The organism is Acidovorax sp. 93, assembly GCF_003633835.1.
Taxonomy (GTDB): Bacteria; Pseudomonadota; Gammaproteobacteria; order Burkholderiales; family Burkholderiaceae_C; genus Acidovorax; species Acidovorax facilis.
Genome location: NZ_RBIT01000001.1, coordinates 4,787,230 through 4,801,407, shown reverse-complemented (window position 1 = coordinate 4,801,407; position 14,178 = coordinate 4,787,230). Strand labels below are relative to the sequence as shown.

15 protein-coding genes are annotated in these 14,178 nt (G+C 66.2%); 6 read left to right on the top strand and 9 right to left on the bottom strand.

What is annotated here, in order from left to right; all coding sequences use genetic code 11:
- Positions 1-38: 38 nt before the first annotated feature.
- Positions 39-599, bottom strand: coding sequence for an outer membrane protein assembly factor BamE (locus tag C8C93_RS21895; RefSeq protein ID WP_121508286.1), 561 nt, complete (start codon positions 597-599; stop codon positions 39-41).
- A gap of 89 nt (positions 600-688) precedes the next feature.
- On the opposite strand from C8C93_RS21895, the gene fur reads away from it, so the two are divergent.
- The gene (fur, locus tag C8C93_RS21890; RefSeq protein WP_121421478.1) at positions 689-1,105 is read left to right on the top strand and encodes a ferric iron uptake transcriptional regulator; all 417 of its coding nucleotides are present in this window, start codon (positions 689-691) and stop codon (positions 1,103-1,105) included.
- A gap of 159 nt (positions 1,106-1,264) precedes the next feature.
- On the opposite strand, the gene hprK is transcribed toward fur, so the two are convergent.
- From hprK to C8C93_RS21870, 4 genes are all read right to left on the bottom strand, one after another.
- The gene (gene hprK, locus C8C93_RS21885; RefSeq protein ID WP_055395437.1) at positions 1,265-2,221 is read right to left on the bottom strand and encodes an HPr(Ser) kinase/phosphatase; all 957 of its coding nucleotides are present in this window, start codon (positions 2,219-2,221) and stop codon (positions 1,265-1,267) included.
- A gap of 35 nt (positions 2,222-2,256) precedes the next feature.
- Complete coding sequence (locus C8C93_RS21880) at positions 2,257-2,724, bottom strand: PTS sugar transporter subunit IIA (RefSeq protein WP_055395439.1); 468 nt, start codon at positions 2,722-2,724, stop codon at positions 2,257-2,259.
- A gap of 113 nt (positions 2,725-2,837) precedes the next feature.
- Positions 2,838-3,173, bottom strand: a complete 336-nt coding sequence (gene hpf, locus C8C93_RS21875) for a ribosome hibernation-promoting factor, HPF/YfiA family (RefSeq protein WP_010464246.1) — start codon at positions 3,171-3,173, stop codon at positions 2,838-2,840.
- A gap of 237 nt (positions 3,174-3,410) precedes the next feature.
- A complete protein-coding gene (locus C8C93_RS21870; protein WP_121422916.1) occupies positions 3,411-4,637 on the bottom strand; it encodes an MFS transporter in 1,227 nt (408 codons plus the stop codon).
- Positions 4,638-4,908: 271 nt separating this feature from the next.
- Between C8C93_RS21870 and C8C93_RS21865 the strand changes: the two genes are divergently transcribed.
- Positions 4,909-5,829 (top strand): phosphoribosylaminoimidazolesuccinocarboxamide synthase, encoded by a 921-nt coding sequence (locus C8C93_RS21865; protein ID WP_121508285.1) that lies wholly within the window; start codon positions 4,909-4,911, stop codon positions 5,827-5,829.
- A 78-nt stretch (positions 5,830-5,907) separates the two neighbouring features.
- Here the strand turns inward: C8C93_RS21865 and trxA are convergent, their stop codons facing one another.
- Positions 5,908-6,816 carry a thioredoxin gene (trxA, locus tag C8C93_RS21860; protein WP_121508284.1) on the bottom strand — a complete coding sequence of 303 codons (909 nt, stop codon included), beginning with the start codon at positions 6,814-6,816 and terminating at the stop codon, positions 5,908-5,910.
- A 157-nt stretch (positions 6,817-6,973) separates the two neighbouring features.
- Here trxA and purE point away from each other — a divergent pair, with 157 nt between their 5' ends.
- The 4 genes from purE (at position 6,974) to C8C93_RS21840 (ending at position 10,766) form a co-directional block, all read left to right on the top strand.
- Positions 6,974-7,465 (top strand): 5-(carboxyamino)imidazole ribonucleotide mutase, encoded by a 492-nt coding sequence (gene purE / locus C8C93_RS21855; protein WP_121421480.1) that lies wholly within the window; start codon positions 6,974-6,976, stop codon positions 7,463-7,465.
- Between the two features lie 79 nt (positions 7,466-7,544).
- The gene (locus C8C93_RS21850) at positions 7,545-8,717 is read left to right on the top strand and encodes a 5-(carboxyamino)imidazole ribonucleotide synthase (protein WP_121508283.1); all 1,173 of its coding nucleotides are present in this window, start codon (positions 7,545-7,547) and stop codon (positions 8,715-8,717) included.
- A gap of 2 nt (positions 8,718-8,719) precedes the next feature.
- A complete protein-coding gene (locus C8C93_RS21845) occupies positions 8,720-9,736 on the top strand; it encodes an L-threonylcarbamoyladenylate synthase (RefSeq protein ID WP_121508282.1) in 1,017 nt (338 codons plus the stop codon).
- 76 nt (positions 9,737-9,812) lie between these two features.
- Complete coding sequence (locus C8C93_RS21840) at positions 9,813-10,766, top strand: SGNH/GDSL hydrolase family protein (protein WP_055395451.1); 954 nt, start codon at positions 9,813-9,815, stop codon at positions 10,764-10,766.
- Positions 10,767-10,889: 123 nt separating this feature from the next.
- Here C8C93_RS21840 and C8C93_RS21835 read toward each other — a convergent pair whose 3' ends face one another.
- The 3 genes from C8C93_RS21835 to dacB form a co-directional block, all read right to left on the bottom strand.
- Positions 10,890-12,188, bottom strand: coding sequence for a lipase family protein (locus C8C93_RS21835; RefSeq protein ID WP_121421483.1), 1,299 nt, complete (start codon positions 12,186-12,188; stop codon positions 10,890-10,892).
- Positions 12,189-12,319: 131 nt separating this feature from the next.
- On the bottom strand, positions 12,320-12,589 hold the full coding sequence (locus tag C8C93_RS21830) for a SemiSWEET transporter (protein ID WP_055395455.1): 270 nt from the start codon (positions 12,587-12,589) through the stop codon (positions 12,320-12,322).
- Positions 12,590-12,639: 50 nt separating this feature from the next.
- Entirely contained in the window at positions 12,640-14,112 is a 1,473-nt protein-coding gene (gene dacB / locus C8C93_RS21825) for a D-alanyl-D-alanine carboxypeptidase/D-alanyl-D-alanine-endopeptidase (protein ID WP_121508281.1), read from the bottom strand.
- Positions 14,113-14,178 lie beyond the last annotated feature (66 nt).

The window sequence follows — 14,178 nt, the reverse complement described above, 5'->3', positions numbered from 1 at the left end:
TCGATCTACCCGTTGCCCCACCGGCCAGATCGCGAAAATCAGCGTGCTGGCGCTTCCAGCGGCGGGTAGCTGACAGAAGCAGGCTCCAGCGGGGGCGCTGTCGGGGAGGCAGATGGCCGTTGCGACGCAGGGTAGCGGGCCAGTTGCTCCGGTGTGGCCTCCAGCACGGGCACCTTGCTTTTGGAGCCACGCGAGCCCAGTGTGGCCACGAACTCGGTCTCTGTGGGCATGGGGTCGCCTTCGGAGCGGTCCAGCCCGTCGCCCTTGAAATACACGGTCAGCTTGCGGGTCTGGGCTTCTTCACCGGGGCGCTTGAGCGTGAACACGTATTCCCAGCGGTCTGCATGGAACAGGCTGGTGACCAGCGGCGTACCGAGGATTTCACGCACCTGCTGGCGGCTCATGCCGGGCTGGAGCGCCTCGACCTGCTCGCGCGACACAAAATTGCCCTGCACCACATCGATTTTGTAGGGAGTGACAATGCTGGCAATGCGGGTACTGGCACCATCCAGGCTACTGCAACCGGCCAGGGCGGCCACGCTGGCACCGACCAAAAGGACCAGGCCCAGGCGGGCGCTGAAACGGGCTTTGACGGGCATGGGTAAAAGGGCTGAGGATATGATCGCCCCATTGTAGCGGCAGGCCTTCTGACCTTGAGGCCGAGGCCCGCATCCCGAAAGACCATGCCATGACCAACATCGACGAACTCAAAAGCACGGGACTCAAGGCCACGCTGCCCCGCCTGAAGATTTTGGAGATCTTCCAGAAAGGCGAGCAACGCCATATGACGGCCGAAGATGTGTTCCGCGTGCTGCTGGAAGAGCGTTCGGACATTGGCCTGGCCACGGTCTACCGCGTGCTCACGCAGTTCGAGCAGGCCAGCATCCTGATCCGCAGCAATTTCGAGAGCGGCAAGGCGGTGTACGAACTCAACGAAGGGCAGCACCACGACCACTTCATCTGCACGTCGTGCGGCAAGGTGGAGGAGTTCTACGACCCCGAGATTGAAAAACGCCAGCAGGCCGTGGCCAAGGCCAAGGGCTGGCTGGTGCAGGACCACACCATGGCCCTGTATGGCCAGTGCGCAGCTTGCGCAAAGAAGTGAGCTCCCCCTGAGGCGCTGCGCGCCTTCCCCCTGAGGGGGACGCCCCCGGTGCGGCGGGGCGGCCCTTGCACGGGGGCGCTGGCATCGGGCGGTGGTGGTGCCAACAGTGCGCCCCAGCTTGTTTTGGGGCTGGGCTCCTGGCAACCCGACTTGGCGAACTCAACCGCCGGTGTCACGCTCCATGGCGCGGCGATGGCGCTCCACAAATTCCTGGTAGGTATCAATGCCGCGCAGTTGCAGGATGGTGTTGCGCACGGCGGCTTCGACCAGCACGGCGATGTTGCGGCCGGCCACCACCTGGATCACCACCTTGAGCACTGGCACGCCCAGCACGTCTTGCGTGAGTGGCTCGTAGGGCAGGCGCTCGTAGTCGCGCTCCAGGGTCTCCTTGCGCACCAGGTGCACGATGAGTTTGAGGCGCATCTTGCGGCGCACGGCCGTCTCGCCAAAGATGGCTCGGATATCGAGCAGACCGATGCCGCGCACTTCCAGCAGGTTCTGCAGCAGATCGGGGCACTTGCCCTCGATGGTGGTCTGGTTGATGCGGTACAGGTCCACCGCGTCGTCGGCCACCAGGCCGTTGCCGCGCGAAATCAGCTCCAGGCCCAGCTCGCTTTTCCCCAGGCCAGATTCGCCGGTGATCAGCACCCCCAGGCCGAGAATGTCCATGAACACGCCGTGCATGGTGGTGCGGTCGGCAAAGTGCTTGGACAGGTAGGCACGCAGCACGTCGATCACAAACGCCGAGGACTCGTGCGTGGAGAACATCGGGATCTGCGCGCGCTCGCACATCGACACCAGTGCATCGGGGGCGGTCTGGTCGTCGGCCAGCACCAGCACGGGCGGCTCCAGCGTCACGATGCGGGCAATGCGACGCTTGCAATCGTCGGGAGACGCGCTGCTCAGATAGGCAATCTCGCGCTCGCCCAGGATCTGGACGCGGTAGGGATGGATGTAATTGAGGTAGCCGACCAGATCGGCCCCCGAGCGCGCGGACCGCACGGCCACTTCGTCAAAGCGCCGCTCGGAAGCGCCCAGCCCGGCCACCCACTCCCACTTCAGGGGGCCGCGAAATTCCTCAAACAGAACATCGGCGCTGACAACGTTGGGCTTCACGGCGAATCAGCGAAAGTGCGCAGCGCCAGACAGGCTCAGGCCGTTTGCGTGGACTGCCAGCCGGCAATCATGCCGTGCAGTTCGGCAGCATCGGTGCAGGCCTTGAGCCTTTCACGCAGGGCCGAATCGCTGAGCAGTTCGGCAATCTCGGAGAGGATTTCGAGGTGCTTCTGTGTGGCGGCTTCAGGCACCAGCAGAAAAATCAGCAGGCCCACAGGCAATTCGTCTGGCGCATCGAACCCGATGGGGTTCAGCAGCTGGAACACGGCAGCCATCGGTGCCTTGAGGCCCTTGATGCGCCCGTGGGGAATGGCCACGCCATGGCCCAGACCGGTGGAGCCCAGGCGTTCACGCGCAAAGAGGCTGTCGGTGATCAACGCGCGCGAGAGACCGTGCTGGCTCTCGAACAGCAGACCCGCTTCTTCAAAAGCACGCTTCTTGCTGGTAGCGTCAACGCTCACAAGCACTTGAGCGGAGGGCAGGATGGAGGCGAGTCGGTTCATGGTCAAGGGTAACAATTATGCACATATTGGCGAAAACCCTGAGCGCGGCGCTGTGGGCAACAAAAAAACCGCCCGAAAAGGGCGGCTGCTGTGCCAGGCTCAAGGCTGGCGCATCAAGCGTGCAGTTCGCGCTTGGCGGCTTCGTGGTGGTGGTCCTGCAGGCGATCCTTGTGGCGCACCACCTGACGGTCCATCTTGTCGACCAGTTCGTCCACGGCAGCATACAGGTCGGCGTGGGAGCTTTCGGCAAACAGGTCGTTGCCCTTCACATGGATATTGCATTCCGCTCGCTGCCGCTTTTCCTTCTCCTTTTGCTTCTCTACCGTCAGCAGTACCTTGACGTCGACAACTTGGTCAAAATGGCGGGTGATCCGGTCCAGCTTGGTGGTGACGTAGTTGCGCAAGGCTGGGGTAACTTCGAGGTGGTGACCGCTGATCGTCAGGTTCATAAATAAGTCTCCTGTAACACTCTCTGTGGAAGAAGCGCCGCCCTGGATCAGAGGAGCGGCCCGGCGAACTTGGATGCATCCCGTTGACGTGAAGTCACTATGCCCCCGCCCTTCCTGAAAAGCAATCCCATTCCGCCCCGACCCGCTGGGTTATGCCCGCCAAGGTGCCAAGCCCCCAAAAAGCGCGCACAATGGCTGAGTTGCCGGGGAGCACACGCCCCGCCAGTCGGCAGTTGCTCAGCGTGCCGAAGGCGCTGCACCATGCAGCGTCAACCGCCCTGCCACCACCATCGACAGCAGGCTCGCGGCAATACCCACCAGCGCCGCCATCCAGTAGTTCTGCACCAGTCCCTGCGCGTCGCGGCTGATCAGCATCCCGCCCACCAAAGACGCCGCCCCCATGGCCGCAGACTGCACCGATGCGTTCAAGGTCATGAAGGTACCGCGCAGCGGTGCCTGCGCCGCAGAGGCCACGATGGCCATGCCCGGAATCATCCGGCCGCTCACAAAGGCAAACATGAGGGTGGACACCGCCAGAATGCCCCACAGCGGCAGCCCCTGCACCAGCGTGATGCCCAACAGGCAGGGCGCCGCAGCCAGGGCCAGCCAGCGAAAGGTTCGCACCTTGCCGCGCAGGTCCGTCAACCGGCCAAACAGGCGCGCGGTGAACAGGGTCGCGACACCTCCACACAGGTAGGCCACCGGAATCTGGTCGGCCCGCACACCAGCATTGGTCTGCATGTAGATGGTGATGTAGGGAATCACCGTAAAACCTGTAAACATGAGCAACGCGGAGAACAGGAACGCCCAGCGATGGTTCGGGTCGACAAGCACTTGTCCGATGCCGCCCAGCGCCGTTCGTCCGCTGGCCGCCTGCACATGGGCCGTCATCGCCGGCATGGTGCGCGCCGCCAGCACGGCCAGCAGCCCCACCATCGCGGCAATCGCAATGAACGGCATGTTCCAGCCGCCCACCTCGGCAAGGATCAGCCCCAGCGGAACACCGGCCACGGTCGATACCGAGAACGAGGTCATCACGATGCCCATCGCACGGCCGCGCCGCTCGAACGGGATCACGTCAGCCACGATGGTTTGCGACAGGGCCGACAAGACACCCCCGAATGCCCCCGCCAAAACGCGCGCCACCATGAGCGTGCCGTAGGTGGGCGCCACGCCACAGGCCAGTGTGGCCAGCCCAAACAGGACGTAGAGGACCAGCAGCAGCCGCTTGCGCCCGAACCGGTCGATGTAGGTGGAGGCCAGCAACCCCGAAACCCCAGCCGACAGCGTGTAGGCCGACACCAGCAGCCCGAACTGCGCGTCGCTGATGGAAAACAGCTGCGTGAACCGGGGCCCCAGCGGCATCATGATCATGAAGTCAAGGATGTGGGTGAACTGAATGCCCGCCAGGGTGAGCAGCAGCCAAAGTTCGCGGCGGGGAGTGAGCGCAGAGGTGGAGGGCACAGGGGGCGCGGCCAAAGGTGGCGCTGTCAGATTCAGGGCCACACAGTGTGCCGCAAGCTCACCGAGCGCGCAGGTCCGCACTAGCGCCCTCATGCACGCCGGTACATGCCCCTGCCAAGCCCCCACCGAGCCCTTGCCGCAGACACGCGTCAGACCCGCGCGTAAAATCCAAAGGTTGCGCGCACGCACTTGAAGACTTCACCAGCTCCCGCGCTTCACTCCCCGTTTTGCGGCCTGCCTGCAGCGCACATCGATCGCCCACACCGACACCATGACCCAGCCCAGCTCCAACGCCCTGCACACCTCCGCCCTGACATCGCTGCCCCTGCTGGCACGCGGCAAGGTGCGCGACAACTACGCCGTGGGCGACGACCGCATCCTGATGGTGGCCAGCGACCGCCTGTCGGCCTTTGACGTGATCATGGGCGAGCCCATCCCGGGCAAGGGCGAGTTGCTCACGCAGATGGCGCTGTTCTGGTTCGACAAGCTCGGGGATATCTGCCCCAACCACCTGACGGGCGACGCGCCGGAAAGTGTGGTGTCTCCGGAAGAAGCCCCGCAGATCCGTGGCCGGTCCATGCTGGTGCAGCGGCTGCAGCCCATTCCAGTCGAAGCCGTGGTGCGCGGCTACCTGGCCGGCAGCGGCTGGAAGGAATACCAGGAATCACGCGCGGTGTGCGGGGTACCCCTGCCAGAAGGGCTGACCAATGCCGCCAAGCTGCCCGAGCCCATCTACACCCCAGCCGCCAAGGCCGCTGCGGGCGAGCACGATGAAAACATCACGTTCGAGCGCACGGTGGAGATGATTGGCCTTCAGCTCGCCACCCGCATCCGCGACCTGAGCATTGCGATCTACAAGGCTGCTGCCGACATCGCGCTCGCCAAAGGCATGATCATTGCCGACACCAAGTTCGAGTTTGGCCTGGCGCCCGATGGCACGCTGGTGCTGATGGACGAAGTGCTCACGCCCGACAGCTCGCGCTACTGGCCCGTGGAAGGCTACGAGGCCGCCCTGGCCGCTGGCCAGAACCCACCGAGCTACGACAAACAATTTGTGCGCGACTGGCTGGAGCAAGCCCAGGTGAACGGCAAGCCCTGGGACAAGACCGCGCCCGCCCCCCGCCTGCCGCGCGAAGTGATTGAAAAGACCGCCGCCAAGTACCGCGAAGCGCTGGAGCGGCTGACGGCCTGACGCCTCCGTCCGCCCCCAACCAAAAAGAAAAGGCCCTTCCCGGGCCTTTTCTTTTTGGTGGGGTGAACCCCGCTCAGCTCAACTGAGCACCACGCTCGACAAGCGGCGCCGGTAGGTCGCCACCACCGGGTCGTCGGGTGGGATCTGGCCGTCGGCCACCTTCACCTTGGGCGGCTCGATGATTTCAAGGATGGCCACATAGGTCTTGCGGGCGGCCTCTTCGCCCCAGGCCTTGTCGCGCATGAGGATTTCGAGCAGTTCGTCCATGGCGTCCGTCCAGCGCTGGTCGGCCATGAGCCAGCGGGCGCGGGCGTAGCGGGTGTCAAAGTCGCGCTTGTTGGCGGCGATTTTTGCATCAAAATCGGCACCAGCGCTTTCCCCATAAGCGTTAGAAGCTACAAAATCAATAGCATCCATCCAGGCTTTCAACGCACCCAGCTTGCGCGAGGCTGCGGCCTTGGCGATGACGGGGGCAAAGGCGACCTTGGCGTCGTCTTCGCGACGCAACTGCAGCAGCAGCTTGACGTAGTCGAAGCGCGCGTCGTCATTGGAAGGATCGGTCACCACGGCGTGCTGCAGCTTCTCCAGCGCGGTACTGGTGTCGCCTTCGGCCAGGGCGTCCTGGGCTTCTTCTTCCTCGATTTCCGCCACCAGTTCTTCGGCGGTGGGGATGTGCTTGTCCAGGAAGGCGCGCACCTGGCCTTCGGGCAGGGCGCCCATGAAGCCATCCACAGGCTGGCCATTCATGAGCAGCACGCAGGTGGGAATGCTGCGGATGCCGAACATGCCCGCCAGCTGCTGCTCCTGGTCCGAATCGATCTTGACCAGCTTGAAGCGGCCCGCGTAGTCGGTCTCCAGCTTTTCCAGCACAGGCCCCAGCGACTTGCAGGGGCCACACCAGGGCGCCCAGAAGTCCACCAGCACGGGCACGTTCATCGAGGCAGCAACCACCTCGGCTTCAAAATTTTCTACGGTGACGTCAATCATGGCGGCGTGGAGGCCAGGGGCCTGTGGAGCGGTTTGCGCGCTATTTTGGCCCATCGAAACAGCCCCATGCCGGGAAGGGAGGCGCAAAAAGTAAAATCGCGGGTTCCACCTACAGCGGCAGAGCAGGCGCAACCTGCCCGCCAGCGCCCTCCACACCATGAAACCCATCCAGATCGGCGTGGTCATGGGTTCCAGCAGCGACTGGGACACCATGCAGCATGCAGTGCAGATTCTTGAACAGTTCGGCATCGCGCACGAGGCCCGCGTGGTCTCGGCCCACCGCATGCCCGACGACATGTTTGCCTACGCCGAGGCCGCAGCCGGCCGGGGCCTCAAAGCCATCATCGCGGGCGCCGGTGGCGCCGCCCACCTGCCCGGCATGATTGCCGCCAAGACCACCGTGCCCGTGCTGGGCGTGCCCGTGGCCAGCCGCCACCTGCAGGGTGTGGATTCGCTGCACAGCATCGTGCAGATGCCCAAGGGCATCCCCGTGGCCACGTTCGCCATCGGCACGGCGGGCGCTGCCAATGCGGCCCTGTTCGCCGTGGCCCTGCTGGCCAACGAAAGCCCCGAACTGCGCCAGCGCCTGGAAGCATTCCGTGCCGAGCAGACGGAAGTGGCCCGCAACATGACCCTGCCGCCCGCATGAACACGACCCCCACGCTCCACCGCTGCGCGGGTCGCTGCTCCCCGAGGGGGCCGCTTTTTCATCTTGGGGCGGCCCGGCGATGAAAAAATCCACCCATCAACCCCTTCTGCCCGGTAGCACACTGGGCGTGCTGGGCGGCGGCCAGCTGGGCCGCATGTTTGTGCACCAGGCGCAGGCCATGGGCTACTTCACGGCCGTGCTCGACGCCGACCCCACCAGCCCGGCCGGGCTGGTGAGCCACCACCACATCCAGACCGGCTATGAAGACCCGCAGGGCCTGGCCGAGCTGGCCCGCCTGTCGGATGCTGTGACCACCGAGTTCGAAAACGTACCCGCTGCCGCGCTGGCTGCACTGGCTGCGCAACGCCCCGTGTCGCCTGCCGCCAGCGCTGTGTCGGTGGCGCAGGACAGGGCCCGCGAAAAGGCCCACTTTGTGGCCTGCGGCGTGCCCTGTGCGCCGTATGCGGTGATCGAAACGGCGGAGCAACTGGCAGCAGTTTCTTCTGATCTGTTACCAGGCATCCTGAAGACGGCCCGCATGGGCTACGACGGCAAGGGCCAGGTGCGCGTGAAGACGCCCGCCGAGCTGGCCGCTGCCTGGGACTCTGTCGGCAAGGTGCCCTGCGTGCTGGAGAAGATGCTGCCGCTGGCGCTGGAATGCTCGGTGATCGTGGCGCGCGGCGCCGACGGTGCCACCGTGCACCTGCCCGTGCAGCGCAACCTGCACCGCGCCGGGATTCTGGCGGTGACGGAGGTTTTTGAACAAAATCTGCCTCCAGCGCTTGCCCAGCAAGCGGTAGCAGCTGCAGTGTCGATAGCAAATGGTTTGCAATACGTCGGCGTGCTCTGCGTGGAGTTCTTTGTGCTGCAGGACGGCAGCCTGGTGGTGAACGAGATCGCCCCGCGCCCACACAACAGCGGCCACTACAGCCAGAACGCCTGCGATGTGTCGCAGTTCGAGCTGCAGGTACGCACCATGGCCCGCCTGCCGCTCACGCAGCCACGCCAGCACAGCCCCGCCGTGATGCTCAACCTGCTGGGCGACCTGTGGTTTGCGCACGGCGACGCCGCGCAGACGCCCCCCTGGGCCGAGGTGCTGGCCCTGCCCGGCACGCACCTGCACCTGTATGGCAAGCGCGACGCCAAACGCGGCCGCAAGATGGGGCATCTCAACATCACCGCAGCCACCCCCGAAGCAGCACGTGCCACTGCCCTGCAGGCGGCGGCCCTGCTGGGCATCGCACCGTTCTGACCATGATTCTTGACGGCACCCAGCCCGCATCCATCGCCGCCGCAGCGCGGGCCGTGCGCAGCGGCGCGCTGCTCGGCCTGCCCACTGAGACGGTGTACGGCCTGGCGGCCGACGCCAGCAGCGATGCCGCCGTGGCGCAGATCTTTGCGGCCAAGGGGCGCCCCAGCGACCACCCCCTGATCGTGCATGTGGCCAATGCCGAGGGCATTGCGCACTTCGCCAGCGAGGTGCCGGGCTTTGCGCAGAAGCTTGTCGATGCCTTCTGGCCCGGCCCGCTCACGCTCATCCTGCCGCGCCTGCCCGGCGTGGCCAGCGCCGCCACGGGCGGGCAGGACAGCGTGGGACTGCGCTGCCCCGCCCACCCCGTGGCCCATGCCCTGCTGCTGGCCTGCGCCGCACCCGGCGACAGCGACGCCCAGGGCGGCCCGCCCGTGTGGGGCGTGGCCGCCCCCAGCGCCAACCGCTTTGGCCGCGTGAGCCCCACCACCGCCCGGCACGTGCAGGACGAGCTGGGCGCCGAGCTGCTGGTGCTCGACGGCGGCCCGTGCGAAGTGGGCATCGAAAGCACCATCGTGGACTGCACGCGCGGCGTGCCCGTGCTGCTGCGTCCCGGCGCCATCACGCGCGAGCAGATCCGGGCGGCCTGCGGCATTGCGCCGCTGTCCAAAGACGACATGCCCGCGCTCACGCCCCGCGCCTCGGGCACGCTCGAAGCGCACTACGCGCCCGCCGCCAAGGTGCGGCTGATGGACGCCAAGGCACTGCAGACCGGCCTGGACCTGCTGGGCGCCGACGCCGCCCACATTGCGGTGTATGCCCGCGCAGCGCTGCGCACCCAATCGTCCAAGCTCGTCATGCGCCGCATGCCCAACGACGCCACCGCCACGGCCCAGCAACTGTTCGCGGTGCTGCGCGGCTTTGACGACGATGGCGTGAAACTGATCTGGATCGAGACCCCACCCACCACCCCCGAGTGGGAAGGCGTGCGCGACCGACTGCAGCGTGCGTCTGCAGCGTGATTCCGGCCGCGCCAGGCGGCTTTACATGCGTTGACGTTGCACCGCTAAACTACCCCCCACTTTTCTGGAGAAATACATGGCAGCAAATTGGATGCGCCGCACCGTACTGGTCGCCGCATGTGCGTCGGCCGCGTTGCTCGCGGCCTGCGGTTCCAGCACCACCGAATCGGCCATCGCGCCCGAGCGCTTCATCGCGTTTGGCGATGCCAACAGCGATGTGGGGCAAAAAGGAACGCGCTATACCGTCAACGACGGCAGCGTGAACAACTGGACCCTGCAGGTGGCTGCCAACTACGGCAAGCCCCTTGCGGCCGCCTCTGCGGGTGGCAAGAGCTATGCCGTAGGCAATGCCCGCGTGAAGATCAAGCCCGACGCGGCAGGCAACGCCAGCACCCCCACCATCACCGAGCAGATCGACACCTTTTTGGCCAGTGGCAGCTTTGGCGCCAGTGACGTGGTGTTTCTGAGCGGCGGCATCAGCGACGTGATTGCCGGCATGGCCGCCGTGCAGGCCGGCACCCAGACCGAGGCCGCCATGGTGGCCGCAGCCCGCCAGGCGGGTGAAGACATGGCCGCGCAGGTGCGACGCCTGGTCGCCGCAGGCGCCAAATATGTGGTCGTTACGGGAACCTACGACCTGAGCAAGACCCCCTGGGCCAAGACCATTGGCCGTGAAGCCCTGTTGGCCGATGCGAGCAGCCGCTTCAACGACGGCCTGCTCGTGGGCATCGTGGACCTGGGTGCCAACGCGCTGTATGTGGACCTGGCCTATTACGTGAACCTGTACACCGGCGTGCCCGCCAACTACGGTTTCAACAACGCCACCACGGCCGTGTGCACCTCGGTGGATGCCACCAACGGCATCGGCATCGGCGCAGGACAGGTCAACTCTGCCCTGTGCACCGCCTCCACGCTGCTGCCGGGCGCCAGCCAGACCTCCTACGTGTTTGCCGACCCGGTGTACCTCACGCCCTCGGCGCAACGCCAGTTCGGCACCTACGCCTACGACCGCCTGCGCGCCCGCTGGTAAGGGGCTGCTGACTCGCCCCAGCCGCCGCGGAGCCTGCTGCTGTGCTGGGGCAGCGGCCCACAAAAAAAGCCGACCCTTGGGTCGGCTTTTTGCTGTGCGGCTTGCCGTGGCAAGCCAGCTGGCTTACTTGACCATGTCGAACACAGCGCGCGCCTGGGCGTGGCAGAACGGGGGTTCGTAGGTGCCGTGGTAGGCGCCGTAGTAGGTGGCAAACGCGGCCGATGCGGGGTCGGTGGGGGCCTGGCCACCCGGGCCAAAGGTGGCCTGGATGGCGGCATCGACGTCGACCGAGGTCACGTTGGTCAGGCCCCGGCTGTCGAAGTCGGCCTTCATCACGCGCTGGTGAATGGCTGGCGGCACTGTGGGGTCACCCGCGCCGCCGCACAGCAGCACGCGGGCCTTGGGGCTCCAGCCCAGCAGGTCGTTCTTCTTGGCCGCCAGGTACAGCGGGTGGGTGGTGCTGGTCTGCGAGCCCGTGATGAAGGCGGACTGGAACAGCGCGTCGCGCGCCTGGTTGGGCGTGCCTGCGGGCAGGGTGCCCGAGGTGAGCAGCGTGGTGTAGGTCATCGTGGGGTTGGGCAGCAGGTTTTCGATGTAGCCCGAGTACGGTGCCTTGAAGACCTGCTTGACGTCCGTGTAAACGTCGCCATAGACCTTCTGCCAGGCCGTCACCAGATACGGCACGAAGAACTGCACCCCGGCAATCGCATCCGGAATGCGCAGCGAGCCCGACAGGTTGTACGGGCCCGCCAGGTGGGCACCAGCAACCACATTGAATTCGCTGCCGTAGTCGCGTTCCGCAGCGCGGTGCGCGGCCATCGACGAGTGCCCGCCCTGCGAGTAGCCCGTGAACATGACCTTGCCCGACAGATTGGCCCCCACGGTGCCAGCTGCGTTGCGTGCGGCACGCACCGAGTCGATGACCGTGGTGGCTTCCGAATCGGCATGCAGGTAGGGGTGGTAGCTGTAGCCCGACTTGGCAAAGCCCAGGTAGTCGGTGGCCACCACCGCATAACCCTGGGCGGCGTACATGGCGGCGAGCAGGAAGGTTTCGCTGTCCTGCGGGTTGGCCAGGGTGCGGGGCTTTTGCACATCGGTGCCCTTGGCGTAGGCAATCAGCGGTGCGGCCGTGCTGCAGCTGCCAGCGGGCACCAGCATCACGCCCGAGGCGTTGGTGTTCTCTCCGGCCTTGGCGCCGACGGTGGCGTAGTTGAGCGCCACCACCTTGACATCACACTTCGCCTTGCCCGTGATGGCCTGCAGGCCGCTGCTGGAGGTGCCTGCGTCGATCTGTGCGGCCGTCAGCGTGGTCATCACGGCAGGGGGGTCGATCAGCGAGCCACGGTCTGGATCGTCAGAGCCACCGCAGGCGACAAGCAGCACCGCAGCAGCGGCAACACAGGTAAGGCGGAAATACTTCATGGATGGATACCTCAGGTCAAGAAACAACGACGCATCGTGCGCGCACCTGCACTGCACCATCCATAGGGGATAACGCGGACCGAACCAGCGGGCAGACGCCTAGGTGACAGCAGCCCGCCAGCAGCGGCCGCTCAACGATGGCCGCGCGCCCCGTAGACCAGCTTCATCCCCAGGATCGTCCCCGCCAGTGCGAGCGTGATGGCGTTGGCCACCACGATGGGCCACGCCGCCAGGACGACGCCATACACCAGCCACAGCGCCACCCCCGCCGTGAACACGCTGTACATGCCCAGAGAGATGCCCCGGACATCGCGGGTGCGGAAGGTGTGCAGGGCCTGCGGAACGAAGCTGCAGGTGGTCAGGAAGGCGGCAACGTAGCCGATCAGCTCGGTGGTGGACATGAAGGGAGGCGGGTGACTGCGCGGCGGATGGCTGCGCGAGTGCGCATTATTCACTGGTCGCGCGCGGTCCAGTCGATCAGGCTGTCGAGCACGGGCCGTGCAGCGCCGGCATTGGCATGGTTGACCACGGCCACCAGCACATACCGCCGCCCGCTGGCCGCGTGCACGTAACCGGCCAAGGCCATCACATCGCGGAGGCTGCCCGTCTTGAGGTGGGCCGTGCCCGCACGGCTCTGGCTGCGGCGCAGCGTGCCGTCCACCCCAGAGATGGGCAGCGACGCCACCAGCTCCGGCATCACGGGCGATACCCAGGCCACCTGCAGCATGCGCGCCAGTGCCTGGGCGGTGATGCGCGCATCGCGGCTGAGCCCCGCGCCGTTGTCTGCCAACGGCAGCTCTGCGTCCCCCATGCGCGATCCCCACCACTGGCGCAGTGCCTCGCGGGCGCCGTCGAAGGTGGCCACGCCGTTTTTCTGCAATGCCAGCGTCAGGAACACCTGCTGCGCCATGACGTTGTTGCTGTACTTGTTCACGTCACGCACCACCTCGGACAGCGCGGGCGATGTGACGGTGAAGGCAGGCTTTAGGCCAGGCGGCACCTTGCCATCGCGCACGCTGCCCGTGAGCTTGCCGCCCAGTTCGCGCCACATGCCCTCCACGGCCTTCGCCGCAAAGCCGCGCGGGTCGGCGGCGGCCACGGGCCACACCCGCTCCCCGCAGGACGCGGGGTACACGCCCTGAAAGCCCACCTTGGCCGGGTCGGCCAGCTCCGCCCGCAAGGCACCACGCCAGTCGCCACACTCGGTGCCCGGCGCGCCCAGCGCTACGGTGGCCTGGCGCGCCACGCCCGCCAGGGGTGGGTCGTACTGAATGCGCGCCAGGCCTGCGGCGGCATCCGGCACAAAGGTCATCACCGACGATTTGTAGTTGAGCAGCAGCGCGTCGGGCGCGGCGTTGTAGGGGCGCAGGGGCTCGCCATCAAATCGCGCTGGATCGTGGTCGGGCACCTCAAAGGCGGTGCGGTCGAGCACGATGTCGCCCACGATGACCTGGATGCCCTGGCCCTGCAGGCGGCGCATCAGCAGCCACAGGCGCTCCATGACCAGCTTGGGGTCTCCCTGGCCCTGGATGTAGACGTTGCCCCGCAGGCTGCCGTCCTGCACCGTGCCCTGCAGATAGACCGGGGTGTTCCACACATAGGCGGGGCCCAGTTGCTCCAGCGCGGCGTAAGTAGTCACCAGCTTCATCACCGATGCCGGGTTCACCGGCAACTGCGCACGGTGCGCCAGGCGCGCAGGCGAAGTCTTGCCGCCCTGGGCATCCACCACCATCACCGACAGGGCCTCGCGCGGTAACCTGGCGCGGGCCAGGGCGGCTTCGATCTCGGGCGGCAGCGGGGTGGCGGGCGCCGCCGCCTGGGCCTGGGCCGTGTCAACAGCCCCCACCAGAGCCAACCAGGCCACAACAACACCCAGGGCGCCACGCAGCGCAGCGCGGCGCCAAAAAACAGGAAGCAAAAGCATGGAGCGAGTCTATCGCCCGGCAGGAAACCCACCTGGGCCGCGCCGGCCCCCAGACCCGCTGCAAGC

Excerpts from the sequence above, each read along its gene's own strand:
- C8C93_RS21895 (WP_121508286.1), bottom strand. The coding sequence starts at position 599 with ATGCCCGTCAAAGCCCGTTTCAGCGCCCGCCTGGGCCTGGTCCTTTTG.
- fur (WP_121421478.1), top strand. The coding sequence starts at position 689 with ATGACCAACATCGACGAACTCAAAAGCACGGGACTCAAGGCCACGCTG.
- C8C93_RS21880 (WP_055395439.1), bottom strand. The coding sequence starts at position 2,724 with ATGAACCGACTCGCCTCCATCCTGCCCTCCGCTCAAGTGCTTGTGAGC.
- hpf (WP_010464246.1), bottom strand. The coding sequence starts at position 3,173 with ATGAACCTGACGATCAGCGGTCACCACCTCGAAGTTACCCCAGCCTTG.
- C8C93_RS21865 (WP_121508285.1), top strand. The coding sequence starts at position 4,909 with ATGACCCAGCCCAGCTCCAACGCCCTGCACACCTCCGCCCTGACATCG.
- trxA (WP_121508284.1), bottom strand. The coding sequence starts at position 6,816 with ATGATTGACGTCACCGTAGAAAATTTTGAAGCCGAGGTGGTTGCTGCC.
- purE (WP_121421480.1), top strand. The coding sequence starts at position 6,974 with ATGAAACCCATCCAGATCGGCGTGGTCATGGGTTCCAGCAGCGACTGG.
- C8C93_RS21850 (WP_121508283.1), top strand. The coding sequence starts at position 7,545 with ATGAAAAAATCCACCCATCAACCCCTTCTGCCCGGTAGCACACTGGGC.
- C8C93_RS21845 (WP_121508282.1), top strand. The coding sequence starts at position 8,720 with ATGATTCTTGACGGCACCCAGCCCGCATCCATCGCCGCCGCAGCGCGG.
- C8C93_RS21840 (WP_055395451.1), top strand. The coding sequence starts at position 9,813 with ATGGCAGCAAATTGGATGCGCCGCACCGTACTGGTCGCCGCATGTGCG.
- C8C93_RS21835 (WP_121421483.1), bottom strand. The coding sequence starts at position 12,188 with ATGAAGTATTTCCGCCTTACCTGTGTTGCCGCTGCTGCGGTGCTGCTT.
- C8C93_RS21830 (WP_055395455.1), bottom strand. The coding sequence starts at position 12,589 with ATGTCCACCACCGAGCTGATCGGCTACGTTGCCGCCTTCCTGACCACC.
- dacB (WP_121508281.1), bottom strand. The coding sequence starts at position 14,112 with ATGCTTTTGCTTCCTGTTTTTTGGCGCCGCGCTGCGCTGCGTGGCGCC.